The organism is Pantoea pleuroti (assembly GCF_014156615.1).
Lineage (GTDB): Bacteria > Pseudomonadota > Gammaproteobacteria > Enterobacterales > Enterobacteriaceae > Pantoea > Pantoea agglomerans.
Map to the genome: position 1 here is coordinate 519,126 of NZ_SBFD01000001.1, position 25,462 is coordinate 544,587.

Sequence of the window (25,462 nt, forward strand, 5' to 3'; positions counted from 1 at the left end):
AGTTACTTCCTCTTGGTTAACAGTAAATAAGCTGCCTGAAATCAGTGTGACCGGCATTGAATGAGACCGCCGTCACAATTTCCAGGCAGATGTTGCGCCAATGGCGCGTCGGGATCAAGCCCGGAACATCAGGAAATTGTTATCACAGCCCGGTCAGATGTAAAACCCGCTGCCAGTTTCCCCATGCCAGTTTCTCTGTCAGTGTCTGATCATAGCCCGCTTCCTGAAAAGCGGCGAGCAATCGCGGCAATCCGCTGACATCGCCCAGTGCAGCCGGTGGGGTAATCCCGTCGAAATCAGAGCCAAAGGCTACATGGTCGCTGCCCATTATCTTCAACAAGTGATCACAATGCTTAACAATTTCTGTTAATGGCGTGTCAGCATCGCGTTTACCGTCGGCGCGCAGAAAAGCGTTGCCGAAATTAATGCCGACCAGACCGCCGCTGTCGCGGATCGCCACCAGCTGCTCATCCGTCAGATTACGCGGCTGCGGACAGAGAGCATGCGCGTTGGAGTGGCTGGCGACCAGCGGCGCGCTGGAGAGCCGGGCGGTGTCCCAAAAGGCTTTTGCGTTCATATGCGACACGTCAATCATCATCTTCAGGTCACTCGCCTGCTGAATCAGCCTCTCTCCGGCGCGGGTCAGGCCTGGCCCGGTGTCGGGCGAACCGGGAAAAGTGCCGCTGACCCCTTCACCAAAGCGGCTGGCCAGGTTCCAGAATGGCCCGATGCTGCGCACCCCCGCCTGCCAGAAGGCGTGCAGTTGCTCGCCCTCCTCATCCAGCGCATCAGCACCTTCGATGTGTGCCACCATCGCCAGTACGCCTGCGGCGCGGCAGGCGGCAATCTCGTCAAGGCTGCGGCAGAGTTGCGCCCGCCCGCCTGACGCATCGGCCAGCTGCTGCAGGATCTCAAGCTGTTGCCACATGATCTGAAGCGGTTGAAACGGCTCGTCGGCGCGTGCCGGAACGGTGCGGGCAATGTACTCCTGCGGAGGCACAAAGATCGCAAACAACCCGCCGCCGAGCCCGCCCTGCTGAATGCGCGGAAAATCGAGGTGGCCCCGTTCAATCCCCTGATAAAACGCCTGCGCGGGCGCATCGCGATGATGCAGCCAGAGGTTAAGCAACAGATCGTTGTGACCGTCAAAAATCAGCATAAGAGTCCACCCGAATAAACAGGTGACCATGCTAACCCTGCCCGGCGGATTCACCAAACCAGAGCGCACGCAGGGCCACGCAGGCCACGCAGGCCACGCAGGTCATGCAGGTCATGCAGGTCATGCAGGTTATTGTCACTTTTGCGCGTCAGGTTGTCAGCCCTGCGCGCGCGGACCCGGAGGCGTGTCGGCAGACTGATAAAAAACCACAGGAGACTCCTATGCTGACCCGACCCGCTGATAAATATCATCCCTCCCCGCTGATCACCCTGCCCGATCGCCAGTGGCCCTCACGCCATCTGACCCAGGCGCCACGCTGGCTCTCCACCGATTTGCGTGACGGCAATCAGGCGCTGGCAGAACCGATGGATCGGGAACGCAAAATGGCCTTCTGGGATCTGCTGCTGCGCTGCGGGTTCCAGGAGATTGAGGTCGCCTTTCCCTCTGCGTCGCAGACGGATTTCGATTTCGTCCGCGACCTGATTGAGCAACAGCGTATCCCGGAGGATGTGACGTTACAGGTGCTGACCCAGGCGCGGGAGGACCTGATTGCCCGCACGTTTGTGGCGCTGCAGGGCGTCCCGCGCGCCATCGTGCATCTCTATAACGCCACCGCGCCGCTGTTTCGCGAGCGGGTATTTAAGCAGAGCAAAGCGGAAATCGTGGCGCTGGCCACCGCTGGTGCACGGCAGATCCGCGCCGAATGCGAGGCGCAGCCGGAAACTCAATGGACCTTTGAATATTCGCCAGAGACCTTCTGCTTTACCGAGCCAGAGTTTGTGCTGGAGATCTGCGAGGCGGTAGCCGATGTCTGGCAACCTGACGCCCAGCGCCCGATGATCATTAACCTTCCCGCCACGGTGGAGGTGAACACCCCCAACGTTTATGCCGATCAGATTGAGTTTTTCTGCCGTCACTTCAGCCGCCGTGATGCCGTCTGCATCAGCGTGCATCCGCACAACGATCGCGGCACCGGCGTCGCCTGCGCAGAACTGGCGCTGCTGGCGGGCGCTGACCGGATCGAGGGCTGTCTGTTTGGCAACGGTGAGCGCACCGGCAATGTGGACCTGGTGACGCTGGCGCTGAATCTCTATACCCAGGGCGTTTCGCCCCAGCTCGATTTCAGCCAGATGCATGAGGTGATTGAAGTGGTAACCCGCTGCAACCAGCTGCCGGTTCATCCGCGCCATCCTTATGCGGGCGAGCTGGTCTTCACCGCCTTCTCTGGTTCTCATCAGGATGCGATTAAAAAAGGGTTCGCCATCCGCGCCGAACAGCAGGAAACAGAGTGGCAGATGCCCTACCTGCCATTGGACCCGGCCGACATTGGCTGCAGCTATGAGGCGGTGATCCGCGTTAACAGCCAGTCGGGAAAAAGCGGGGCCGCCTGGCTGCTGGAGCAGAATCACGGGTTACAAATGCCGCGAGCGCTACAGCAGGATTTCAGCCGCTGTGTACAGCAGGAGACTGACCGGCACGGCGGAGAGATGACGCACTACGCGCTGTGGCAGCTCTTCTGCCGCCAGTATGGCGTCACGCAGCCCGCGGTGGCATTACAGCGGGCTGACAGCCAGAGTGACAGCGGCGGGCAGACGCAGATTAGCGCCAGCGTGGTCTATCAGACGCAATCGCTGATGCTGACCGGCAGCGGCAATGGCTGGCTGTCGGCGGCGGTCAATGCCCTGCGCAGCGCGTTTGATCTGCATCTGACCATTGAGGACTATCACGAGCATACGCTGGGACGACGCAGTGACAGCCGCTCGGTGGCCTATATCAGCTGCGTGGATGCCCGTGGCGCGCGAGCCTGGGGAGTGAGTATCGACAATGACACCGCCCGCGCAGCCCTGCAGGCGCTGCTCAGCGCGGCAGGCCAGTTTCTGCAGGCGGAAAGTAGTCAGTCGGAGAGACGCCCAGCAGACGACGAAACATCGCACTAAACGCGCTGGGGCTTTCATAGCCCAGCTCCAGCGCCACCCGCAGCACGGAGTCGCCCTGCGCCAGTCGCGTCAGGGCGATAGCCAGGCGGGCGCGCCGCACCCAGTCGCTGAACTGCAGGCCGGTTTCGCGCATAAAATGGCGGGCCAGAGTGCGGCCCGAGACATTCAGGTGGGCGCTGGCGCGCAGCAGCGTCCAGCTTTCACCGGGCGTCTGCTGAATCAGCTCGCACAGGGCCTGTAAACGGGGGCTGTCGGGCGTCGGCAAGGCAAAGGGCAGCACGTCCATGCCGCGGATTTCATCCAGAATCAACTCCATCACCCGCTCGGCCCGACTGCCTGCAGCGTAACGCTCCGGCAGGCTCAGCGCAGTGACAATCAGCTCGCGCAGCAGCGGTGAGATTTGCACCACCTGACAACTGGCGGGCAGATCGGCTCGCGCCAGCGGATCGATAAACAGCGTGCGCGCCGCCACACTGCCGGTAATCTGCAGCGCATGACGGGTAAACGCGGGCAGCCAGACGCCGCGACTCGGCGGCACAATCCAGCTGCCATACTCCGTCTCTACCCGTACCACGCCGCTCAGGGTATGGATTAGCTGGGCACAGGCGTGCTGGTGCCAGGGTTCGCTGGCACCGTGCAGGTAATCGTGCGCCAGCGGCACCAGCGGACGCGTGCTGAAGTCAAAATGCTGCTGACTCATTGCGCCTTCAGGTAGCGGTAGATCACCGCCAGGTCCTCTTCACCGTGTCCGGCCTCCACCGCCTGCTGCCAGAGCTGTGCAATATTCTCCAGCGCTGGCAGCGGCGTCTCTGCGGCATCCAGCGCCAGGCGGGCATCTTTCAGCGCCCAGACCAGATGCATCTGCGGCGTGAAGTCGTCGCTGGCGATCATCCCGAGCTTCATTTTTGCATACGGTGCAGCCAGCGGACCGCCCTCCAGCACCTGCCAGAGATCGTCGGTGGAAAAGCCGAACTGCTCGGCCAGCCGGGTACTCTCCGCCAGGCTTTGCATCATGCCAATCAGCCAGCTGTTGATCACCAGCTTCATCCGGGTGCTTTTGCCCGCCTCACCCAGCCACTTTGTCCCTTTACTGATGGCAGCAAACACCGCTTCTGCCGCCTGCGCCCGGCTCTGATCGCCGCTGGCCAGCACCAGAATCTGCGCATTCTCTGCTGGCGCTTTGGTGCCGGAGACTGGCGCATCGATCAGTAACAAATCGGGGCGTTTTTCTGCGAAAAAGGCGATCAGCGCGTCGGTTTTTTCTACGCCGATGGTGCCCATCTGGCAGAGCGTCGCGCCCTGCTTAAACGCCTCTTTGACCTGATGCAACACCTGCTCAGTGGTATCGCCATCAGACAGCATGGCGATCACGACATCTGCTTCACGCACCGCCTCAGCTGGCGAGTCAGCCAGCTGCAAACCCGCATCCAGCAGATCTTCGCCGCGCGCGCGGGTGCGGTTCCAGCCATGAACGCGAAAGCCTTTTTTCAGCAGGTTGGCAGCAAATGCGTGCCCCATTGCGCCTAATCCCAGAACCGCCACTTCAGGTTGTTTCATGCTGACTCCCGTGAGTTTTTTTGTCTGCATCCGGGTGAATCGGACGCCTTATCACTGCAAAAGATGGATTCCAGCCTGGCGGTAAACAGAGAAAAAATCCAGCCCGAAACGATGTACCCCGGCGCATCAAACCCTTACCATATGCGGAAATTGTTCCACCTGGTTCATATCCTCTCTTTTTTTCAGGCCACATATAATGAAAATAATCTCTCTGCGCCAGGCGACGCTGTTGATGTTGCCTGCCATTTTGCCGCTGCCGCTGCTGGCGGCGGATAATGACAATACCCTGGTCGTCACGGCGGCACCGCCGGAAATGGGCCTTAACGAACTCGATACGCCCGCCGCCCTGAGCGTGGTCAGTGGCGACGATATGCGCCAGGCAGCACCGCGCGTTAACCTGTCGGAAAACCTCAGCAGCGTGCCGGGTCTGCAGATCCAAAACAGGCAAAATTACGCACAGGACCTGCAGTTGTCGATGCGTGGCTTTGGCTCCCGCTCAACCTACGGCGTACGCGGGCTGCGCATCTACGTGGATGGCATCCCGGCCACCATGCCGGATGGTCAGGCGCAGACCTCCAATATCGATATCGGCTCGATTGATCATGTCGAGGTGCTGCGCGGCCCGTTTTCTGCGCTGTATGGCAACGCTTCGGGTGGCGTGATCAATGTCACCACTCAGCAGGGCCAGCAGCCGACCACGCTTGAAGCCAGCAGCTGGTATGGCAGCTACGGCAGCTGGCGCAACAGCGTCAAAGCCAGCGGCGCGACCGGTGACGGCAGCCATGCCGGAGATGTTAACTACACCGTCTCCGCCTCACGCTTCACCACTCACGGCTATCGTGATCACAGCGCTGCGCAGAAAAACCTTGGCAACGCCCGACTGGGCGTGCGTATTGATGATGTCAGCACCCTTACGCTGCTGTTTAACAGCGTTCACATTGACGCGCAGGATCCCGGCGGCTTAACCGAGGCGCAGTGGCGTGAGAATCCACGTCAGGTGGTCAGCAACGTCCCGCTTTATAACACCCGTAAGACTGTCGATCAGACTCAGGGCGGCCTGCGTTATCAGCGCCAGATGAGTGAAAATGACGACCTCAACGTGATGCTCTATGCGGGCATGCGCGAAACTACCCAGTTCCAGTCGATCCCCGCAGCCGTGCAGCGCAACCCGTCTCATCCCGGTGGCGTGATCGCCCTGACCCGCCACTATCAGGGCGTCGATACCCGCTGGACCCATCGCGATACGCTGCTGTCGATTCCGGTGGCGCTGACCGGCGGACTCGACTACGAAACCATGTCCGAGCGCCGCAAGGGCTATGAAAACTTCACGGTCAGCAACGGGGTGACGCAGCTGGGCGAACAGGGCAATCTGCGCCGCAACGAGCGCAACCTGATGTGGACGCTAGATCCCTATCTGCAGACCGCCTGGGAGCTGACCGATAAGCTGTCGCTGGATGCGGGTGTGCGGTTCAGCACCGTTAACTTTGACTCTGATGACTTCTATATTCAGCCCGGTAACGGCGACGACAGCGGTGATGCGCGCTATCACAAATGGCTGCCCGCTGCGGCACTGAAGTATGCCTTTGACCCGAGCTGGAACGCGTGGATCTCCGCCGGTCGCGGCTTTGAAACCCCGACCATTAATGAGCTCTCTTACCGTTCAGATCGCGCGACAGGTCTGAATCTGGGGCTGAAACCGGCCACCAGCGATACGCTGGAGATTGGCAGCAAGAAACGCATCGGCAATGGCCTGATCAGCGCGGCGCTGTTCCAGACCGATACCCGTGATGAGATTGTGGCGGATGCCAGCAGTGGCGGACGCACTACCTATAAAAATGCCGGTCAGACCCGCCGTCGCGGTCTGGAGTTAAGCCTGGATCAGCAGTTTGCCTGGGACTGGCGGCTGAAGATGGCCTACACCCTGCTGGATGCGCGCTATCGCAGCAACGCCTGCGGCAGTGACAGCTGTGACGGCAACCGCATTCCCGGCATCGCCCGTAACATGGCTTATGCCGGACTCGGTTACCTGCCGGAACAGGGCTTTTATGCAGGCAGCGAGGTGCGTTATCTGAGCCAGATCGCCGCTGAAGATCAGAATAGCGTGAACACCCCGTCCTACACCGTTGCAGCGGTTAACAGTGGCTATAAGTGGCTGGTTGAGAACTGGACGCTGGATCTGTTTGGTCGGGTCGATAACCTGTTTGACCGGCACTATGTGGGTTCAGTGATTGTGAATGAGAGTAATGGACGCTACTTCGAATCCGCGCCGGGCCGCAATTACAGCGTCGGTTTAACGCTGGGTTACGCCTTCCGCTAAAACAATTCGGGCCACGGTTGTGGTGGCCCGGATCTTACCTTCAAACGCGAATCAGGCGCGTGAATTGAATTTCTTTTAAGGATTGATTGTTATGGACAACGAGCTACAAATTGCAATGTCTCCGGTACATCTTGCGGCGGTGCTTTCCGATAAGTCAGTTACTGAATCCGAAGGAATGAGCAACCGTCTTATGGGTGGTCTTGACCTGCTCATGGGTAGTCTGGAGTTGGCTGGTGCAACCGCATTGTGTATGGCTCCCGAACCCACCGGGATAACCAAGGCAGCATGTATTGTCGTTGGTGCTCACAGTATGGATAGCATTAATGCTGCAGCTAACCGGGTGCTGACCGGCCAGAATACACGAACAGCCACCTACCAGACGGCTGTTGCTCTCGCAAAGAAATTTGGCGCTGACGACACAGCAGCATGGAATATCGGTCTGGCCATAGATGTGGGTGTTCCAGCTGCCTTTGGACTTACTGTTAGTGCAGCCCGTGTTGTATACGTCCGGGCGGGTACGTTTAAAATTGCTGAGCATGAGGCTGTCAGCTCTGTAAGGGCTGGCGGACACACCATTGCTAAGCACGTCGCAATTTCTGATAATGATTTACTCGCCAGGCTGGCCCTCAGCCCAAATATGCACTCAGTATCATCATATTATTCAGTTCAGATTGCAGAAAAAGCGATCAGCTCAGCCCTGAAAGCTAACCGACTCAGGATCATTCATTGGGCGAACTGGGGGAATAACGCCAGTCCTCTGGAACTGGTATATCGTAGCAGGGCTGCTGTGGGTTATGGATTCAGGCAGGGTAAAGCGACAAAAGAAACCTGTTACGCTGTGCGCGTGGTGCTGCTTAAGCAAACTTATAACGGGAAACCTTACTATGTTCTCACGTCTTATCCGTGGATGGGGTGATAAACCCGTGAAACAATACCCGGCGCTAACCGGCATGTTAAGAGTGTTTTTAAGCTGCCGCCATGACGACTTTGGCAATACCCTCGAAGAAATGCTCCAGAGCTATATTGATCATGACATGCCTGTTATTGAAGCGCGGAATGAAATAAACATCCTGCTTCAGAATGAGGATGATGATTTGAATATCATTATGTCAGCGATTGCTGGTGAAGAGTTTCGTCCGGCCCCCTGGGGAGAAACGTGGCGCAGTTTTTTGATAAGAGCTGTGGCTGCCCTCAACGGGCCACCGTCGCGGTGGCCCAAAGCTTAACGTCACACGCGAATCAGGCGCGCGATTTTAACTGCGCCTTAATATCCTCACAGCTGCCGGTTTCACCCAGGCGCGGGAAGATCAGGTTCACGCTATTGTTGTGCGTATCGAGGTTCAGATCGGTCATCGCATCGGTCGCCAGCGTGACGTTGTAACCCAGCTCATACGCCTGTCGTGCGGTAGATTCCACGCCGATACTGGTCGCGATACCGCAAATTACTACCTGAGTAATGCCTCGCTTTTGCAGCTCATCGTGCAGCGCCGTGGCGTGAAACGCGCCCCAGGTTTTCTTGGTGACCGTAAGGTCATTCTGCTGTGGGGTCATCGCCGGAACCAGCGTCGCCCAGTCGGCGGGCAGTTCGCCGCTGTGACGTGCCTGCTCATTGCGGCCCGGCGCCCCACCGGCCACGTTAACCAGCACAACCGGCAGATCGTGCGCACGAAACGCCTCAGCCAGTCCGGCACAGCGTTCGATTACCGGCTGCGGTTCATGAACCAGCGGCAATGCCACAATGCCATGTTGCAGGTCGATAACAATCAGCGCAGTTTTTGCATCAAGTGTGGTTACAGCCATGTTGAATCCTCAGATTTAATAGTCAGTGAGTCGTTGCAGCAGAGGGAGAACGTCGGTCAGTTGCTGCTGTTCTGCCGGACTCAGTCGCGCTTCAAGCGTCCGGACCAGCCAGTCATCGCGCATCGCGCGACTCGACGTAATCACCGCCAGGCTGGACGTCGTGGGCAAATAGCGGGTTTTACGACCATCATGGGGATCCGGCTCGCCCGTCACCAGTTCGGCCGCCAGTAACCCGGCGACGGTCGCGCCCATTGACTGGGTGCGTACGCCCTCGGCCGCCGCCAGTTGCGTCACCGTCATCGCTCCATCGCGAACCAGATGACCCAGCACCGCGACCTGCGACCAGGTTAATTCGCCAGGCGGTGCTGACTCGCGCAACCGGCGGCCCAGCTTGCCCACCAGCATACGCAGCATTGCAGCGGATTCAGTCGGATCGCTCATTACCCGTCTCCATCGATAAGCGAAAGTATAAAGATACGAAGGTAAACTGTGTAGTTTGCTCAGGTATCAATTTGTAACGTCCGGGCGCTGCAGATAGTGGATCAGACTGTGGAAGCGCAGCGGTGTGCTGAGCGGGTTCCGGTAGCTGTGCAGCACGTCGGCCCTGAACTGGAACGCCTCCCCGGCGAGCAGTCGTCGCCAGAGATCCCCGACGCCCAGCAATAGTTCGCCCTCGATGACCACCACCTGCTCCACACAGCCCGCTTCATGGGGCGAAGAATGGCTCTGCGCCCCCGCTGTCAGCTCCACCGCCAGCAGATCAAAACGCAGTTGCGGATCGTAAGGCAGCAGCGACCGTACCGACATCTCAGCATTGGGCTGACTGAATCCAGGCGCGGCGCCTGAAGGCAGTACGCTGCCGTCGATAAAAAAGGAAAAGGGAACGTTGAAACCGGTGGCAATCTTCCACAGCGTTGCCACGGTGGGACTCGATTCGCCGCGCTCAATCTGGCCCAGCATCGCTTTACTGACGCCGGTTCGCTCCGCCGTCAGCGTCAGGCTCCAGCCATTGGCCTGCCGCAACTGTCTGAGCGCGCTGCTCAGGTGTTGCTGAAAATCCGCCATTTTTTCTCCTGCTTTCTCGTCATCCTGGTGAGTGACGTTATGGTAATAGTGTAACACTTGTGCGTTATAGCGCATCATGCGACCATGTGCGCTATAACGCACAACCTCATAAAGAGACTGACCATGACGAGAGCGGAACATCCCCGTTTTACCCTGCCGATGCTGGTCTCCGGCTTCGTGGCTGTGCTGGTGGGATACAGCAGCAGCGGCGCAATTATCTATCAGATGTTTCAGGCTGCGGGCGCCACGCCCGCGCAGATTGGCGGCTGGCTGTCGGTGCTGGGCATCTCGCTGGGGATCGCCTCACTGGGCCTGTCACTGCGCTACCGCATGCCGGTGCTGGCTGCCTGGTCAACGCCCGGCGCTGCACTGCTGGCGACCAGTTTTCACGGCATTTCGCTGAATGAGGCGGTAGGCGTCTTTGTTTTCGCCAATCTGCTGATCGTATTGTGCGGCGTCACCGGCCTGTTTGCCCGGCTGATGAACTACATTCCCGCCTCACTGGCAGCGGCGATGCTGGCAGGTATTCTGCTGCGCTTCGGGCTGCAGACCTTTGCCGATTTGCAAAGTAACTTTGTACTGTGCGGCAGCATGTGCCTGGCCTGGCTGCTGGCCCGCCGCTGGCTGGCCCGCTATGCAATTCTGGTCACGCTGCTGGTAGGTGTTGCCGTCGCGCTGGCACAGCACGCCATCCACTTTCCGCCGCAGCCGATTAGGCTGGCAATGCCGGAAGTCGTGATGCCGCACTTTACCCTCACCACGCTGCTGGGGATCGGCGTGCCCTATTTCCTGGTGACGATGGCGTCGCAGAACGCCCCGGGCATCGCCACGCTGCAGGCGCACGGCTACCGTCCACCCGTCTCTTCACTGATGAGCTGGACAGGATTAATTGCGCTGCTGCTGTCGCCATTAGGGGGTTTTTCGGTCTGTGTGGCGGCGATTACGGCGGCCATCTGCATGAGCGATGAGGTCGACCCAAATCCTCAGCAACGCTGGCGCGCGGCGGCGCTGGCGGGGATCTTCTATCTGCTGGCGGGCGCGTCCGGTGCGCTGATCGCCGTGCTGTTCAGTGCCCTGCCTGCGGTGTTGATTGAGGCGCTTGCGGGACTGGCACTCCTTGCCACGCTGGGTGGCAGCCTCCACCGTGCACTGGATCTGCCTGCCGAACGCGACAGCGCGCTGATCACCTTTCTGATCACCGCGTCCGGCGTTTCGCTGCTGGGCATTGGTCCGGCCTTCTGGGGACTGGCGGGCGGCGTCATCGCCCACCTGCTGCTGGTGCGCAAATCCGGCTGATTGCGTCATACTCTCTGAAATAGCGGTGATTTTTCCGTCAGCCGGTGAAAAAAACAGTGGATTTACCCCCTTTTTCTGCCGTTTGATTTGTCATTGCCCCGCGTAAAATCAACCCGATCGTCGATAACACGCGATTTTCTGCCTCAGACAACGACCGATAAGGGCCCAACAGGTGGCAAAAACTTTTCTGCGCAGCGGTAATTTAGATGCAGTTCTGGCGTTAGGTGAAAACGGCCAGCCGGTCTACGCTTCAGCACTGCAAATTCGTGAAACCCTGCGCCTGCGCCGTCAGAGCGCACTGGCAGATTGCCTGGCCATTCCTCAGGCCAATGAACGGGGCGATCGCCTCGACTGGTATGCCCCTTTTAGCGGCCGGGTGAAATCCTGGCTGGGTGCCAGCGATCATGAACGTCGCGCGGCGCTGCAACAGCTCACCGCCTGTCAGCAGGATATGCAGGATCTCAGTACGCGCGCGCGCGCGGCAGAGAATCCATCAATGCGGCTGTTTGGTGCGCTGCTGAGCAAAACCCTGCAATTCCCCGACCAGCAGTATGTCTATCTGGTTGATGGCAAACCGGTCATCACCTTCTGGGGCTTTGTCGATGCCCAGGCGCGCAGCCGCGATGACGCGCTGGCCTGCCTGCGTGACACGCTGGAAGAGAACCTGCCGGTGGCGCTGGTTGAACCGCTGCCTGAGCTGCCTGCTGCACCGGTCATCGCTGAACCAGTGATGATCGCTGAGCCCGAACCTGAACCCGAAGCTATGGCTGAACCGCTGCCGGTTGCGGCACCCGTTGAAGCTCAGCCGGTGACGCCTGTAGCGGCTCGCCGCCGTTTCCGCGTCTGGTATCTGTTACCGCCGGTGGCGATTGCTGCCGCCGTGATGGTGGCCGTGTTGCTGCATCGTTCAGAACCCGTAAAAACAACGGTTGCCACCGCGAAGCCAGCGTCAGCCCCGGCGACGGTATCCACTCCGGCCCCTGCTGCGACTCCGGCACCGGTTGCGGCAACACCGTCTGTCACACCACCTGCAGAGCAGAGAGCACCGGAAAAACTCCCTGAATCGCAGCCGCAGAAACCGGTCAACACCACCACCGATACCGCACCGGCAGACGCATCTGCTACCCTTGCCACAACGGTGACGGCGCCGGTTCCGGCCAAACCCGATGACCTGATCGTGACGCCGGATGCGGTGCGCGATGGCCAGGTACGGGTGATTGATGGCCGCTGGCGTGTCACTATCGACCAGATGCCGACGCCAACCGGTAAGCCTCCGGTGATGCGCTTCCAGTTTAAAAACGGCAAAGGCAGCGTGCAGATCGCCCAGGGTAATACCACCTGTAAAGCGGATGTCAGCGCGGCCATGACCAGCGCCGGTAACCTGGTGATTGAGAGCCGCTACACGGCGAAGTGCCAGAACAATTCGCGCTACCGTATGCCACTGCTGGTCTGCCATGCGAGCATCGGTGCCGCAGTGTGTGAAGCGCAGTATGCTGATGACCGGGTCTTCCCGATGACGATTAAGCGTGAGAGTAAATAACGATGCTGGCTCCCCTGATCGATGACAAACAAAAAATTTCGCTGATTGAAAACAGTGGCGTGCAGTTTCTGGATTTCGGCCTGCAACTCTCAGATACCCCGGCGCGCCGCCAGTTTGTGCGCCAGACCGCCAACGGCCCGCTGCTGCGCCTGAACGTCGATGGCAACAGCGGTAAGTTCCTGCTCTATCCGGAAGATGGCGGCGCTGCGGAAGTGGTGCGCCCGGAGTCTGATATCGCGCTGGCGGACTCGCTGTCCCTGCTTTCAGCCTGCTGGCTGCCGCTGCCGATGCTGCGCTGTGCCAGCGGACGTCGTTTTATCGGCGGTCCTGAAAACTGGGCGCGGATGCGTCTGGTTGCGCTGCCCGCGCCCGATGCAGCGGGCAATACCCATCGCGTCAGCCTGGCCTTTGATACCCGCTGCGTAGCGGAACAGGATGGCGGTGAACAGCTCGGCCTCAGCCCGGCTGATGCACAGAACGGTGTGACCTTTGCACTCGCCTGGCACAACTACGAGCTGGGTGATTTTCTTGACCTGACCTGGGTTGACGGCTGGCTGCGCGAATCCTTTACCGACCGCGTCTCCGATCGCCGCGAACAGGCGATTAATCAGGCGCTGCGCGAGTTTGAGTACCAGGCGCACTACCTCAATCTGCTGGAGCTGCTGGGCGAACAGCTCGACCTCAGCGAGATCCATATTCAGGCCGCCACGCTGCAGACCCCGGCGGTCAACGTCGATATCATTCTGGATGTCGGTAACTCCCATACCTGCGGCATTCTGGTGGAAGATCACCCGGAAGAGAGCAACGGCCTGAAGCAGACCTATGAGCTGCAGCTGCGCGATCTGTCGCAGCCGCATCAGGTTTACAACGAGCTGTTTGACAGCCGTCTGGAGTTTGCCGAGACCCGGTTTGGCAAAGCGAACTTCTCGCTGGAGAGCGGTCGTGAGCAGGCCTTTATGTGGCCTTCTCTGACGCGCGTCGGCCGTGAAGCGAGCCGTCTGGCCCTGCAGCGTGTGGGACTGGAAGGCAGCACCGGCCTCTCCAGCCCGCGCCGTTATCTGTGGGATGAGGCGCGTTATCAGCCAGGCTGGCGTTTTAACACGCCCGGCGAGCAGGCTGAACCGCTGGCCTATGCCGCACCCTTTACCACCCTGCTTAACGACGAAGGGCAGCCGCTTTCGACGCTGGCACCCGACGATCGTCTGCCGGTCTTTTCTCCGCACTACAGCCGCAGTTCGCTGATGACCTTTATGCTGTGTGAGCTGCTGGCTCAGGCGCTGATGCAGATGAACAGCGCGGCACAGCGTCAGCGGATGCCGCAGAGCCACGCGCCACGTCAGCTGCGCCATGTGATCCTGACGCTGCCGTCAGCGATGCCGAAGCCGGAGCGTGAAATTTTCCGCCGCCGGATGCAGGAGGCGCTGGCGCTGGTCTGGAAAGCGGAAGGCTGGCTGGCTGACGAAGATGACCTTTCACCATCACTGCCTCGTCAGAATCCGAAACCGCTGCCGGATGTCCAGATGGAGTGGGATGAAGCGACCTGTGGTCAGATGGTCTGGCTGTTTAATGAAACCCAGGTCAACTTTGCCGGTCGCGCCGAAGACTTTTTCAGCAGCATGGCCCGTCCGGATCGCCCGCGCGATGCAGACGAACTGCCAGGCAAGAGCCTGCGCATCGCCTCGATTGATATCGGCGGCGGCACTACTGACCTCGCCATCACCCAGTATCGTCTGGATGATGGTCAGGGCAACAACGTCAAAATCACCCCACGTCTGCTGTTCCGCGAAGGCTTTAAAGTCGCGGGCGACGATATCCTGCTGGACGTAATTCAGCTCTGGATTTTACCGGCGCTGCAGCAGCATCTGCAGAAAGCGGGCCTGACGCTGGCGGAACCGCTGATGAACAAGCTGTTTGGTCACGACAGCCGCATGGACGGTCAGGCCACGCTGCGTCAGCAGGTCACCTTACAACTGTTTATTCCGCTGGCGCAGGCGGTACTGGAACGCTACGAAAACTGGGATCCGCTGGAGAGCCACGCGGAGATCAACGCGCTGTTTGGCGAGCTGGTCGATCAGCCTCCGGGCGCAGCGGTACTGGCCTTCGTCAACGGCGAGATTCAGCGCGAACTGGGCGGTAACAGCCGCTTTGACCTGCTGCAGGTGCCGCTGGTGGTGAGCCTGTCACAGCTGCACGGGGAATTTATGCAGCACCGGATGGCGATTATCCCGGCGCTGCGTTCAATGTGTGAAGTGGTGTCGCTCTACCAGTGTGACGTGCTGCTGCTGACCGGTCGCCCGTCGCGCTTCCCGGGCATTCAGGCGCTGGTGCGTCATCTGCAACCGCTGCCGGGCAGCCGTATTCTGTCGCTGGAAGGCTATCACACCAGCGACTGGTATCCGTTTAACAAACATGGCCGCATCGACAATCCAAAATCGACCGCGGCGGTCGGCGCGATGCTCTGCCTGCTGGCGCTGGATCTGCGCCTCAGCAGCTTCTGGTTCCGCGCAGGCGATTTTGAACCCTACTCGACGATTCGCTATCTTGGCATGCTCGACGAAAACCAGGCGCTGACGGACGAGAACCTCTGCTACAGCGAAATTGACCTCGACGATCCCGGCTATGTGCTGGATAAAAAGCGCAGTTTCCGTATTCGCGGCAACGTCTGTCTCGGCTTCCGCCAGCTCGATAACGATCGCTGGCCCGCCTCGCCGCTCTATAGCCTGACGCTGAACGACGCCACCCTGGCGCGTAAAGTGGCCGGTGAGAGCGTGCTGCGCATCCGGCTGGCGGTAAAAGCCGGACCCGACGCGTCCGGCCCGGAAAGTCTGGTGCTGAGCGATGCCCGCCTGGATGATGGCACCCGTGTGCCGCTGGAGCAGTTGAGTCTTAAGCTGAATACCCTGTCGGCAACCGGCAATGCCAATGCGCAATACTGGATTGACAGCGGGAGCGTGTGTAAACGATGAAAGCCCTGAAACCCCGTCAGCCGCAAACGCTGGCAAAACGTCTTGGCCTGTTGCAGGACGCCCTGAATAACAGTCTGGCCTGGATTGAGAGCAGCCGTGAGCAGTCGCCGCGTCTGGCGCTGGAAGCAGAAACCCTGACGCTGCAACTGCGCCAGGCACGCGTGCAGACTCAGGCGCTGGCGCAGCAGGTGGCGCGTCCGGTGACGCTGGCGCTGTTTGGTCAGTCGCAGGCGGGTAAAGCCTGGCTGCTGAACGAAATGGTGGCCGATGCGCAGGGCCAGTTAGTAACCCGCATGGGCGATAAACTGCTGAACTGGTTTCAGCATATCAATCCCGGCAACCTCGATTTTGCTACCGCTACCCGCTTCAGCCATCAGCGCGAGCCGCTTTCAAACGAGTGGCCGGTTGAACTGACGCTGCTGAGTGAAGCGGAGATCGTACGGCTGATGGTCGCCTGTGCCGGCGCGACAACGCCCGACACCGCACAGATCGACAGCGTACTGCAGCGCCTGCAGCGTCATCGTCTCGCCACGCCGCTGGCGGGTCTGGAAGGCGATGCGCTGGTGACACTCTGGTCCTGGTGCCGTCGCCGAGCGCACCACGATGCGCGGCTTGATCGTCATTTCTGGCCACAGGCGGTTGAGCTTGCGCCCTGGCTCAGCGTTGACGACCGGGTACAGCTTTTTTCACTGCTGTGGCCTGGTCAGCCTGAACTTAATGAGATGCTGCGCACCCTGCTGCATCTGCGTCACCAGCTGCGTAACAGCAGCCGGGTGCTTGCTCCACTGAGCCTGCTGACCGACACATCACTGCTGCCGGCCGAGCAGCTGATTGTGCCAGCCAGTGAGCAGGATCAGCAGCAGCTGGTGGAAATCTGCCCGCTGAATGGTAACCGCATCGGTAAGGCGCAGAACGTGCCGCTGGGATTACTGGCGCTGCTGACGCTGGAAGTGCTGGTGCCGCTGAGTTCCACACCGCGTACCGCGCTCTATGATGATGCCGATATGCTGGAACTCCCCGCGCCAGGCCAGTCCGGTGACGCGGCAACCCAGGAAGATCGTCAGCGCCTGCAGCAGCAGGATCCGCTGCGTGCCCAACTGCTGGAACAGAAACGCGCCCTGCTGCCCGGTTTTTACGCCGCACGTCAGGCAATTGATCTGCTGCTGGTCTGTACCGCAGCCAGCCAGCGTCAGGATGCCGACCTCGCCAGCGAAACGCTGCGCGAATGGCAGCGTCAGCAGCCCGCACAGGAATCTGCAGAGAAACCGCGTCTGATCTGGGCGATTACCCCTTTCGATGCCCGCCATCAGCAGGTCAATGTGGATGAAGCGGTGCAGCGTCAGATGGGACAGCCCGGTCAGCACTGGGGATCGATGCTGGCACTGGATCGCGCGGGCGTCGACCGCATGGCGAGCTGGTTGCAGGATGAGATGCAGCCGGAAGCGCGCCGCGACATGCTGCTGGCTCAGCTGGCGCAGATTCAGCATACCGTGGTGGAGCGGCGTCTGCTGCCCTGGACCGAAGCGGGTGCCAGCCCGGAACAGGCGGCACGCAAACAGAATATCGCCGATACGCTACTGAAGTGTTTACAGCATCGGACCGGCCTGCATGGCGAGCTGCTGGAACGCCTGCAGCCGCCGCGTGAGGCGCTGCGTCAGCTGTGGCTTAATCAGTCCGCCTTACAAGGCAGCAAACCGGCCAGTATTCAGGCACCGGAAAATCAGTTTGGCATCGGATTTGAATTTGACCTGTTCAGTGAGAGCCCGGCTGAAGCACCGGTTCAGCCGCGTCAGAGTCTGCAGAGCGCTCAGCAGTATCCGCGTCAGGTGCTGCTGCTGTGGCTGGATCATCTGCGTCAGCTGCCGGAAAACCGCAGCCTGCTGGCGTTGCTGAACGTGGATAAGCCAACGATGGAGTGGCTGGTTGAGGAGCTGATCACGGCCGGATTCCGCACCGATATCGCGCAAAAGCTGCAGCAGGCGCTGCATGAGCCCGATACGCAGAGCGTCAGTCATGAATCACGCGCGGATCGTCAGGTGACGCGGGCGATGACGGTGCTGGGGGATTTTGTGGCCTGGCTCGGCTTTTTACAGCGTCCTGAAACTGAACGCCCTGCCAGCCGCGTTAACCGGGGTCAGGTGATTTTCTCGCGTCCTCCGGCTCCCAGCGTCAGCTTCAGTGCCGGTCAGCGTCTGACCAGACTCTCTGCCGCCCCGGCCAACCACACGGCCTACTATATCTACGACTGGCTGGTGGGGCTGAACCAGGTCATCATTGAGAACAATGGTTACACTGGCGGCGGCGATCTGCCGCTGGCAGCCCGCGAAGCGCTGGTTGCGCTGCTTAAGCCGCTTCGCGCTTAATCAATGATCAGGCGCAGTTCGCCCTCCAGCGACTGCGCCGCCTCTTCCAGCAGCGCCAGCACCGGCGCTAAATCGGCCTGATGCGCGGCATAGTGCTGCAACCACATTATGGCAGGCAGCGCCATCCCGCCCGTCAGCCAGTCCCATAACGCATCCAGATTATGTCCGAAGGTCTGCGGACAGCCGCTCTGCTCAGCAAACTGCTGATAAAACGCCGCGCGCGTGGTGAGCTGACGCAGGTCAAAGGTCAGATTAAGCATGATCAGGGCACCTGCCTGAAACTGCGGTAGTGATCGGTGGAGAGAAACACCAGCCCGTCAGAGGAGTAAACCAGGCGATCGGCATCGCGATGACCGCAGCGATAATTCACATCCGCTTCATACCACTGACGGCCTGCACGCGCGGGCAGACGCTTCTCACGATTCGTAAAGCGATCGCCGCCGATGGCTTTGCCAGGCAACACGTCACACAGGTTACCTTTGGCCGGATTCCAGCCACGCTTGCGCGCGTCGTTTTTGGTGAGGTAGTAGTCCGGCAGTTGCTGATGCTGCAGCACCCAGCGCGCCACGGTATGGGCGTCAGTCAGGGTGGCGATATCCGCCTGGGCAGGGGCTGAAACGGAATTCAGATAGGGTTTAAGGCCGTAGAAACAGGCCGCGAGGACGAGAAAAAGTCCAATCCAGAGTTTTTTTGACATGATGGCATCCGTGACGACAGGACGCAGATGATACCAGTTTTGCGCGCAGAGAAAAGCGCGGGCCAGACAAGCTGGCCCTGGCGAGGTTATGCTGCGTGCGAATCCCCGCTGTGCCGACGCCATGCACCCGGCGCGACGCCATACTGGCGTTTGAAGCTGCGGTTAAAGGATTGCTGGGAGTCGAAACCTAACGAGATAGCCACATTGAGAATCGGTTCATCTGTGCTGGTCAGGCGGTCGGCTGATTTCTTCAGCTTCTTAACCCGGATGTATTCACCCAGTGGATAACCGGTGTGCTCTTTAAACATGCGCTGCAGGTGCCATTTGGAGTAGCCCGCGCGCTCTGAAACGGTATCCAGATCCAGACGTGCTTCGATGTTGTTATCAATCCAGTCGATTAAATCGTGAATAAAAGCATCACTCATCATTCCAGTCTCTCCTGTCGCCGTGGCGAAAAGTATTAGTATCAGTTGCAGTTACACTTAAGGGTGGCTGACTATGCCATTTAATGCAAGTTTTATTAGTACATTAAATGCCGCACTATTTGTGGGGTTTTAGCTAAGTTGTTCAGGCTTTCATCGCCCTGCCCTAAACCGCACATAAAGTGTATCTGTTATTCTTGCAGTTGCCAGCCACGCAAGCCTACACTCACCGCGATTAATTGCAATCTTAAAAGTTGCAAATATTGGCCTGCAGGCCGCCTGTTTATATCTATCGCGGAATAACAACAATGATTACGAACCGGGTTCGTCAGGGTTTAACCCTCTTAGGGATGGTACTGCTCATCACGCAACTGAGCGGCTGCGATAAGGGTGTGGCGCAAAACGCCGCTCCCCCACCGCCTGAAGTAAGTGCCGCACCCGTGCTGATCAAACCGGTCAGCCAGTGGGACAATTTCAATGGCCGGGTTGAAGCGGTGCAGAGCGTGCAGTTGCGTCCGCGCGTCTCTGGCTACATTGATGCCGTTAACTATCGTGAAGGCGATGAGGTCAGAAAAGGTCAGGTACTGTTTACGATTGATGACCGGAGTTACCGCGCGGCGCTGGAGCAGGCCAAAGCGGAACTGGCCCGGGCGCGCAGTCAGGCGAGTCTGGCCCGCAGCGAATCGGGCCGCAGCGAGAAGCTGATCGGCACGCAGGCGATTTCCCGCGAAGCGTGGGAGCAGCGTCGTTCTGCCGCCAGCCAGGCGCAGGCGGATGTGCTGGCCGCAGAGGCCGCGGTCGATATGGCGCAGCTGAACCTCGACTTTACCCGCGTTACCGCGCCGATTGATGGTCGCGCCAGCCGGGCGATGATCACCGCCGGTAACCTGGTGACCGCCGGCGACAGCGCCAGTGTGTTAACCACGCTGGTGTCGCAGCAGCAGATGTATGTCTATTTCGATGTCGATGAGAACACCTTCCTGAACTATCAGGCGATGGCGCGTCAGGGCCAGCAGCGCCATGCGCTGCCGGTTGAGATTGCGCTGGTCGGCGAACAGGGTTTCCCGCACCAGGGCAAAATTGACTTTCTGGATAACCAGCTGACCGCCAGCACCGGCACCATTCGTATGCGCGCCCTGCTCGACAATCAACAGCGTCAGTTTACGCCTGGCCTGTTTGCCCGCGTGCGTCTGCCCGGCAGCGCGCAGTTCGAGGCGGTGCTGATCGATGATAAAGCGGTATTGACCGACCAGGATCGCAAGTATGTCTACGTGGTGGATGGCGAAGGTAAAGCGCAGCGGCGCGATATCCAGCCTGGCGCGATGGTGGATGGTTTGCGCATCGTTAAATCGGGTCTGCAATCCGGCGACAAGGTCATCATCGCCGGTCTGCAAAAAGTATTTATGCCCGGCATGCCGGTCACTGCTCAGCCGGTCGCCATGCGTGCGGCAGCCGCTCAATAACCCGAGGCCGCTATGGACTTTTCCCGCTTTTTTATCGACCGGCCCATTTTTGCTGCGGTGCTGTCGATCCTGATTTTTGTGACCGGGGTGATTGCCATCCCACTGCTGCCAGTCAGTGAATATCCCGACGTGGTGCCACCCAGCGTGCAGGTGCGTGCCGAATATCCAGGCGCTAACCCGAAAGTGATTGCGGATTCCGTGGCGACGCCGCTGGAAGAGGCAATCAACGGCGTCGAAAACATGATGTACATGAAGTCAGTGGCCGGTTCTGACGGCGTGCTGGTGACCACCGTCACCTTCCGTCCAGGCACCGATCCTGATCAGGCGCAGGTGCAGGTGCAGAACCGCGTAGCGCAGGCGGAAGCCCGTCTGCCGGAAGATGTGCGTCGGCTGGGGATCACCACCCAGAAGATGTCGCCGACCCTGACGCTGGTCGTCCACATGTTCTCACCGAACAATACCTACGATTCGCTCTACCTGCGTAACTACGCCACCCTCAAGGTGAAAGATGAGCTGGCCCGCCTGCCGGGTGTCGGTCAGATCCAGATTTTCGGCGCAGGCGAGTATGCGATGCGTGTCTGGCTTGATCCTAATAAAGTGGCGGCGCGTGGTCTGACCGCCTCTGACGTGGTAACGGCGATGCAGGAGCAGAACGTGCAGGTCTCTGCCGGTCAGCTGGGTGCCGAGCCGCTGAAAAAACAGAGCGATTTTCTGCTGTCAATCAACACCCAGGGACGACTGGAGAGCGAGCAGCAGTTTGGCGATATCATCCTGAAAACCTCGGAAGATGGTTCGCTGGTGCGGCTGCGCGATGTGGCGCGGATTGAGATGGGCTCGGGCAGCTATGCCCTGCGCTCGCAGCTGAATAACAAAGATGCGGTCGGTATCGGTATCTTCCAGGCGCCTGGTGCCAACGCCATCGACCTCTCCAATGCGGTTCGCGCCAAAATGGATGAGCTGGCGACCCGCTTCCCCAACGACGTGAAATGGGCCGCGCCTTACGATCCGACGGTGTTTGTCCGCGACTCGATTAAAGCCGTGGTGCAGACCCTGCTGGAAGCGGTCATTCTGGTCGTGCTGGTGGTGATTCTGTTCCTGCAGACCTGGCGCGCCTCGATCATTCCCCTGCTGGCGGTGCCGGTTTCGATAGTCGGTACCTTTAGCGTGCTCTATCTGCTTGGCTTCTCGCTGAATACGCTGAGCCTGTTCGGGCTGGTGCTGGCGATTGGTATCGTGGTGGATGACGCCATTGTGGTGGTGGAGAACGTCGAACGTAACATTGAGATGGGGCTGTCGCCGCGCGCCGCTGCGCATCAGGCGATGCGTGAGGTCTCCGGGCCGATCATCGCCATTGCGCTGGTGCTGTGCGCGGTGTTTGTGCCGATGGCGTTTCTCTCTGGCGTCACCGGGCAGTTCTACAAGCAGTTCGCCACTACCATCGCCATCTCTACAGTGATCTCTGCCATTAACTCGCTGACGCTCTCGCCTGCGCTGGCGGCGATGCTGCTGAAAGATCATCACGCGCCGAAAGACCGGCTGACGCGGATCATTGATGCGCTGTTTGGCTGGCTGTTCCGGCCGTTTAACCGCTTCTTCCAGCGCAGTGCCCATGGTTATGAATCGCTGGTGGGCCGTACGCTGCGTCGCCGTGGCGCCGTGTTTGGCGTCTATATTCTGCTGCTGGCGGGTGCCGGATTTATGTTCCACACCGTGCCGGGTGGATTTATTCCGACGCAGGATAAGCTCTACCTGATTGGTGGCGTGAAGATGCCGGAAGGTTCCTCTCTGGCGCGCACGGATGAAGTGATTCGTAAGATGAGCGAAATCGGTATGCAGACCGAAGGCGTCGCCTATGCGGTAGCGTTCCCCGGCCTGAATGCATTGCAGTTCACCAATACGCCGAACAGCGGCACGGTGTTCTTCGGTCTTAAGCCGTTTAATGAGCGCAAACATACGGCGGCGGAGATCAACGCTGAGATCAATGCGAAGATTGCGCAAATCCAGCAGGGCTTTGGCTTCTCGATTATGCCACCGCCGATTCTGGGGCTTGGCCAGGGCTCGGGCTATTCGCTCTATGTGCAGGACCGCGCGGGTCTGGGTTATGGCGCACTGCAGACGGCGATTAATACGCTGTCGGGCAGCATCATGCAGACGCCAGGGATGCACTTCCCCATCTCCTCTTATCAGGCCAACGTTCCGCAGCTTGATGTGAAGGTAGACCGGGATAAAGCCAAAGCTCAGGGAGTATCGCTGACCGCGCTGTTCAGCACGCTCCAGACCTATCTCGGCTCGTCTTATGTGAATGACTTTAACCGCTTTGGCCGCACCTGGCGGGTGATGGCGCAGGCTGACGGGGATTTCCGCGACAGCATCGAAGATATCGCTAACCTGCGTACCCGAAACGATCGTGGTGAGATGGTGCCGATTGGCAGCATGGTCAACATTACCACCACCTACGGTCCCGACCCGGTGATCCGCTATAACGGCTATCCGGCGGCGGATTTGATTGGTGATGCCGACCCACGCGTGCTCTCCTCGGCGCAGGCGATGAGTCAGCTGGAAGCGATGTCCGGTCAGCTATTGCCAAACGGCATGAACATCGAGTGGACCGATCTGAGTTATCAGCAGTCAACGCAGGGCAATACCGCGCTGATTGTCTTCCCGATGGCCGTGTTGCTGGCGTTCCTGGTGCTGGCCGCGCTGTATGAGAGCTGGACGCTGCCGCTGGCGGTAATCCTGATTGTGCCGATGACCATGCTCTCTGCGCTGTTTGGCGTCTGGCTGACTGGCGGTGACAACAACGTCTTCGTGCAGGTCGGACTGGTGGTGCTGATGGGGCTGGCCTGTAAGAACGCGATTCTGATCGTCGAGTTTGCGCGAGAGCTGGAGATTCAGGGCAAAGGGATTGTGGAAGCGGCGCTGGAAGCGTGTCGCCTGCGTCTGCGTCCGATTGTGATGACCTCCATCGCCTTTATCGCCGGTACAATACCGCTGATTCTGGGTGAAGGCGCGGGTGCAGAGGTGCGCGGCGTTACGGGTATTACGGTCTTCTCCGGCATGCTCGGCGTGACGCTGTTCGGCCTGTTCCTGACGCCGGTGTTCTACGTCGCCCTGCGCAAGCTGGTGACGCGCCGGTCAGGTAGTGCATCGTCCGTGACGGCGTAAACCATAAAAGTTAAAAGGGGGCGATCATACGATCGCCCCCTTTTTTTGCCTGTGATTCACAGATGCCGGCAGATTCTGCCTTGCAGGTTAGCGCCGCTTCAATCTTTCATTCAGCGTTTTTCTGAATCATTATTCATCTTTGATCTTCGGCGTTCTGCTTATCTGGATATCAGGAATGAATTTTCCAAATAATAAATTGATTAATAATATAAAATTTAAAATTCATACCACATACATCGGTACTCTTCAGTGAAAGCGAACCTGGTCCTGACACGTCTTACGCTCCCTCTCCTCATCGGCTATTCACTAAGCCAAAACTCCACTCACAGTCATTAACCGTATGACCCGTTAATCCTTTAAGTTAAAGTCTGGCACTTAAATGACTTTTTATCTTTTCCAAAAAAGTCCGTACTGTTTCTCCCCAGGGCTCAGGATAGAACTCTCCCTGACTGATGGATTCAAACGCCTCTGTAAGTGCTTGATCATTTAAGGACAGTAAATACTCTGCTTCCTGACAGACCTTTGCTGCTGTTTTTGGGTTCTCAGTTTCTAAATAACTGTCCAGTACTTCTTCTACCGTTTCCCCAAAAAGATCATAATCCTGACCAAAAAAAACCCGAATAAGCGTTCCAGTATTTTTATAACTTTTATTCATTGATAGCCTCAGAAATAAGGATATGAAGTCAGAAGATAATAGGGTTTGCCGTTAAACACTTTACGGTGCAAAACAATCCTGACAGCATACGCTTCCAGACGAGTTGTACTGCCTTGCCTGAAACCATAACCGACTACGGTTCGGGACTGCCAGCTTAATTCCAGTATGCTTTCGCTTTTGGCGGCAGCCCAATAGATGATCTTCCAGCGGTTCGCTTTCAAACCGGCGCTTATGAATCGCTCTGCCTGCTCAATATTAACAAATGAACTTGCAAGCGGTGTTTTAGGACTTCGTGCAAGACGCGCGAGCAAATCCGCTTCGGAAATATTTACATGCTTAGCAATAGTATGTCCGCCAGCCTTAATACCTTTAACGGCTTCATGCTCAGCCAGCTTTAACTTACCGAAGCGTACAGAGGCGACACGTGCCGCTCCGGCAGCAAAGGCAAAGGCCGTCGGAACAGAAATATCGACCATTAAACCTATATTCATTGCGCTCTTATTATCGGCGCCAAGCTTTTTAGCTGTCGCTGTGGCCAACTGGAAAGTTGCTGTACGCGTATTTCTGCCTGTCAGTACCTGATTAGCCGCAGCATGAATGCTATCCAGACTATGTACGCCAACGACAACGCATGCCGCTTTTGTCAGTCCGGATGGATCTGGCGCTATGCACAGCGCGGTTGCTCCGGTTAATTCAAGTGTCCCTAATGCAAGATTCAACCCACCGTATAAGCGGTTACTGAGTGATTCACCTTCAGTAACCGTTTCATCCGAGAGAGCAGCAGTGAGCTGAACCGGGGACATCATGATTTTTATATCATCATCCATAATGAAGCCTCATGTGAGCAGTAGATACGTGGCTAAATTGTCTCTTCTTTTCAGATTTCAGATCCACTAAAAACCAGAAAATAGATTTTACGTGAATGTGTTCACCTGTCATTTCAGAAAACGAAAAAAACATTAATGTTGTGATGGATGCTGAATTTTCAAATGATTCATCAGGTTCAGCGTGATAACCGACCACAGGAAAGTGAGTTATTGGCTTATGGCAGATTTGAGGC

The 25,462-nt window shown here is 58.5% G+C and carries 21 protein-coding genes; 10 read left to right on the forward strand and 11 right to left on the reverse strand.

Annotated elements, in window-relative coordinates:
* Positions 1-142: 142 nt before the first annotated feature.
* Positions 143-1,159, reverse strand: a complete 1,017-nt coding sequence (locus tag EPG66_RS02575; RefSeq protein WP_083068073.1) for a dipeptidase — start codon at positions 1,157-1,159, stop codon at positions 143-145.
* Between the two features lie 221 nt (positions 1,160-1,380).
* Between EPG66_RS02575 and leuA the strand changes: the two genes are divergently transcribed.
* Positions 1,381-3,096: a 2-isopropylmalate synthase gene (gene leuA, locus EPG66_RS02580; RefSeq protein WP_083068824.1), complete on the forward strand. Its 1,716-nt coding sequence runs from the start codon at positions 1,381-1,383 to the stop codon at positions 3,094-3,096.
* On the opposite strand, the gene EPG66_RS02585 is transcribed toward leuA, so the two are convergent.
* Entirely contained in the window at positions 3,017-3,796 is a 780-nt protein-coding gene (locus EPG66_RS02585) for an AraC family transcriptional regulator (protein WP_010245094.1), read from the reverse strand. The two genes, leuA and EPG66_RS02585, sit on opposite strands and share 80 nt — an antisense overlap.
* Positions 3,793-4,683, reverse strand: coding sequence for an NAD(P)-dependent oxidoreductase (locus tag EPG66_RS02590; RefSeq protein ID WP_071941098.1), 891 nt, complete (start codon positions 4,681-4,683; stop codon positions 3,793-3,795). The genes EPG66_RS02585 and EPG66_RS02590 overlap by 4 nt, the downstream gene beginning before the upstream one ends.
* Positions 4,684-4,849: 166 nt before the next feature.
* On the opposite strand from EPG66_RS02590, the gene pqqU reads away from it, so the two are divergent.
* The 3 genes from pqqU (at position 4,850) to EPG66_RS02605 (ending at position 8,196) form a co-directional block, all read left to right on the forward strand.
* Positions 4,850-6,970: a TonB-dependent receptor PqqU gene (gene pqqU, locus EPG66_RS02595; protein ID WP_182685889.1), complete on the forward strand. Its 2,121-nt coding sequence runs from the start codon at positions 4,850-4,852 to the stop codon at positions 6,968-6,970.
* Between the two features lie 91 nt (positions 6,971-7,061).
* Complete coding sequence (locus EPG66_RS02600; RefSeq protein ID WP_182685891.1) at positions 7,062-7,886, forward strand: RNase A-like domain-containing protein; 825 nt, start codon at positions 7,062-7,064, stop codon at positions 7,884-7,886.
* Positions 7,855-8,196, forward strand: coding sequence for a contact-dependent growth inhibition system immunity protein (locus EPG66_RS02605; protein ID WP_083068081.1), 342 nt, complete (start codon positions 7,855-7,857; stop codon positions 8,194-8,196). The genes EPG66_RS02600 and EPG66_RS02605 overlap by 32 nt, the downstream gene beginning before the upstream one ends.
* 13 nt (positions 8,197-8,209) lie before the next feature.
* Here the strand turns inward: EPG66_RS02605 and EPG66_RS02610 are convergent, their stop codons facing one another.
* The 3 genes from EPG66_RS02610 to EPG66_RS02620 all read right to left on the reverse strand — a co-directional run bounded on the left by EPG66_RS02610 (position 8,210) and on the right by EPG66_RS02620 (position 9,835).
* A complete protein-coding gene (locus EPG66_RS02610; RefSeq protein WP_109650288.1) occupies positions 8,210-8,770 on the reverse strand; it encodes an isochorismatase family protein in 561 nt (186 codons plus the stop codon).
* Positions 8,771-8,785: 15 nt separating this feature from the next.
* Entirely contained in the window at positions 8,786-9,211 is a 426-nt protein-coding gene (locus EPG66_RS02615) for a MarR family winged helix-turn-helix transcriptional regulator (protein ID WP_031592861.1), read from the reverse strand.
* A gap of 66 nt (positions 9,212-9,277) precedes the next feature.
* Complete coding sequence (locus EPG66_RS02620) at positions 9,278-9,835, reverse strand: helix-turn-helix domain-containing protein (RefSeq protein ID WP_182686033.1); 558 nt, start codon at positions 9,833-9,835, stop codon at positions 9,278-9,280.
* 123 nt (positions 9,836-9,958) lie between these two features.
* Here EPG66_RS02620 and EPG66_RS02625 point away from each other — a divergent pair, with 123 nt between their 5' ends.
* The 4 genes from EPG66_RS02625 to EPG66_RS02640 all read left to right on the forward strand — a co-directional run bounded on the left by EPG66_RS02625 (position 9,959) and on the right by EPG66_RS02640 (position 18,000).
* A complete protein-coding gene (locus tag EPG66_RS02625) occupies positions 9,959-11,131 on the forward strand; it encodes a benzoate/H(+) symporter BenE family transporter (RefSeq protein ID WP_064704381.1) in 1,173 nt (390 codons plus the stop codon).
* Between the two features lie 172 nt (positions 11,132-11,303).
* Positions 11,304-12,671, forward strand: a complete 1,368-nt coding sequence (locus EPG66_RS02630; protein ID WP_182685894.1) for an SrfA family protein — start codon at positions 11,304-11,306, stop codon at positions 12,669-12,671.
* A 2-nt stretch (positions 12,672-12,673) separates the two neighbouring features.
* Positions 12,674-15,637: a virulence factor SrfB gene (locus EPG66_RS02635; protein WP_115758581.1), complete on the forward strand. Its 2,964-nt coding sequence runs from the start codon at positions 12,674-12,676 to the stop codon at positions 15,635-15,637.
* Entirely contained in the window at positions 15,634-18,000 is a 2,367-nt protein-coding gene (locus EPG66_RS02640; protein WP_182685896.1) for a virulence factor SrfC family protein, read from the forward strand. The genes EPG66_RS02635 and EPG66_RS02640 overlap by 4 nt, the downstream gene beginning before the upstream one ends.
* On the opposite strand, the gene EPG66_RS02645 is transcribed toward EPG66_RS02640, so the two are convergent.
* The 3 genes from EPG66_RS02645 to EPG66_RS02655 all read right to left on the reverse strand — a co-directional run bounded on the left by EPG66_RS02645 (position 17,997) and on the right by EPG66_RS02655 (position 19,125).
* Positions 17,997-18,260, reverse strand: a complete 264-nt coding sequence (locus EPG66_RS02645; RefSeq protein WP_182685899.1) for a barstar family protein — start codon at positions 18,258-18,260, stop codon at positions 17,997-17,999. The genes EPG66_RS02640 and EPG66_RS02645 overlap by 4 nt on opposite strands.
* Before the next feature lie 2 nt (positions 18,261-18,262).
* Entirely contained in the window at positions 18,263-18,697 is a 435-nt protein-coding gene (locus EPG66_RS02650) for a ribonuclease domain-containing protein (RefSeq protein WP_010245306.1), read from the reverse strand.
* 86 nt (positions 18,698-18,783) lie between these two features.
* The gene (locus EPG66_RS02655) at positions 18,784-19,125 is read right to left on the reverse strand and encodes a helix-turn-helix domain-containing protein (RefSeq protein ID WP_009090299.1); all 342 of its coding nucleotides are present in this window, start codon (positions 19,123-19,125) and stop codon (positions 18,784-18,786) included.
* A gap of 302 nt (positions 19,126-19,427) precedes the next feature.
* Between EPG66_RS02655 and EPG66_RS02660 the strand changes: the two genes are divergently transcribed.
* A complete protein-coding gene (locus EPG66_RS02660; protein ID WP_010245312.1) occupies positions 19,428-20,582 on the forward strand; it encodes an efflux RND transporter periplasmic adaptor subunit in 1,155 nt (384 codons plus the stop codon).
* A gap of 12 nt (positions 20,583-20,594) precedes the next feature.
* Positions 20,595-23,747: a multidrug efflux RND transporter permease subunit OqxB gene (oqxB, locus tag EPG66_RS02665; protein WP_031593601.1), complete on the forward strand. Its 3,153-nt coding sequence runs from the start codon at positions 20,595-20,597 to the stop codon at positions 23,745-23,747.
* 361 nt (positions 23,748-24,108) lie between these two features.
* On the opposite strand, the gene EPG66_RS02670 is transcribed toward oqxB, so the two are convergent.
* Complete coding sequence (locus EPG66_RS02670) at positions 24,109-24,402, reverse strand: contact-dependent growth inhibition system immunity protein (RefSeq protein WP_010670096.1); 294 nt, start codon at positions 24,400-24,402, stop codon at positions 24,109-24,111.
* 8 nt (positions 24,403-24,410) lie between these two features.
* Entirely contained in the window at positions 24,411-25,229 is an 819-nt protein-coding gene (locus tag EPG66_RS02675) for an RNase A-like domain-containing protein (protein WP_115758584.1), read from the reverse strand.
* Positions 25,230-25,462: the final 233 nt, after the last annotated feature.

Bases quoted from the DNA above. Each gene is read 5' to 3' on its own strand.
- EPG66_RS02590 (WP_071941098.1), bottom strand. From the start codon at position 4,683: ATGCAGACAAAAAAACTCACGGGAGTCAGCATGAAACAACCTGAAGTG.
- EPG66_RS02605 (WP_083068081.1), top strand. From the start codon at position 7,855: ATGTTCTCACGTCTTATCCGTGGATGGGGTGATAAACCCGTGAAACAA.
- EPG66_RS02645 (WP_182685899.1), bottom strand. From the start codon at position 18,260: ATGCTTAATCTGACCTTTGACCTGCGTCAGCTCACCACGCGCGCGGCG.
- EPG66_RS02660 (WP_010245312.1), top strand. From the start codon at position 19,428: ATGATTACGAACCGGGTTCGTCAGGGTTTAACCCTCTTAGGGATGGTA.
- leuA (WP_083068824.1), top strand. From the start codon at position 1,381: ATGCTGACCCGACCCGCTGATAAATATCATCCCTCCCCGCTGATCACC.
- EPG66_RS02625 (WP_064704381.1), top strand. From the start codon at position 9,959: ATGACGAGAGCGGAACATCCCCGTTTTACCCTGCCGATGCTGGTCTCC.
- EPG66_RS02635 (WP_115758581.1), top strand. From the start codon at position 12,674: ATGCTGGCTCCCCTGATCGATGACAAACAAAAAATTTCGCTGATTGAA.
- pqqU (WP_182685889.1), top strand. From the start codon at position 4,850: ATGAAAATAATCTCTCTGCGCCAGGCGACGCTGTTGATGTTGCCTGCC.
- EPG66_RS02610 (WP_109650288.1), bottom strand. From the start codon at position 8,770: ATGGCTGTAACCACACTTGATGCAAAAACTGCGCTGATTGTTATCGAC.
- EPG66_RS02575 (WP_083068073.1), bottom strand. From the start codon at position 1,159: ATGCTGATTTTTGACGGTCACAACGATCTGTTGCTTAACCTCTGGCTG.
- EPG66_RS02640 (WP_182685896.1), top strand. From the start codon at position 15,634: ATGAAAGCCCTGAAACCCCGTCAGCCGCAAACGCTGGCAAAACGTCTT.
- oqxB (WP_031593601.1), top strand. From the start codon at position 20,595: ATGGACTTTTCCCGCTTTTTTATCGACCGGCCCATTTTTGCTGCGGTG.
- EPG66_RS02655 (WP_009090299.1), bottom strand. From the start codon at position 19,125: ATGATGAGTGATGCTTTTATTCACGATTTAATCGACTGGATTGATAAC.
- EPG66_RS02675 (WP_115758584.1), bottom strand. From the start codon at position 25,229: ATGGATGATGATATAAAAATCATGATGTCCCCGGTTCAGCTCACTGCT.
- EPG66_RS02650 (WP_010245306.1), bottom strand. From the start codon at position 18,697: ATGTCAAAAAAACTCTGGATTGGACTTTTTCTCGTCCTCGCGGCCTGT.
- EPG66_RS02620 (WP_182686033.1), bottom strand. From the start codon at position 9,835: ATGGCGGATTTTCAGCAACACCTGAGCAGCGCGCTCAGACAGTTGCGG.
- EPG66_RS02670 (WP_010670096.1), bottom strand. From the start codon at position 24,402: ATGAATAAAAGTTATAAAAATACTGGAACGCTTATTCGGGTTTTTTTT.
- EPG66_RS02600 (WP_182685891.1), top strand. From the start codon at position 7,062: ATGGACAACGAGCTACAAATTGCAATGTCTCCGGTACATCTTGCGGCG.
- EPG66_RS02615 (WP_031592861.1), bottom strand. From the start codon at position 9,211: ATGAGCGATCCGACTGAATCCGCTGCAATGCTGCGTATGCTGGTGGGC.
- EPG66_RS02585 (WP_010245094.1), bottom strand. From the start codon at position 3,796: ATGAGTCAGCAGCATTTTGACTTCAGCACGCGTCCGCTGGTGCCGCTG.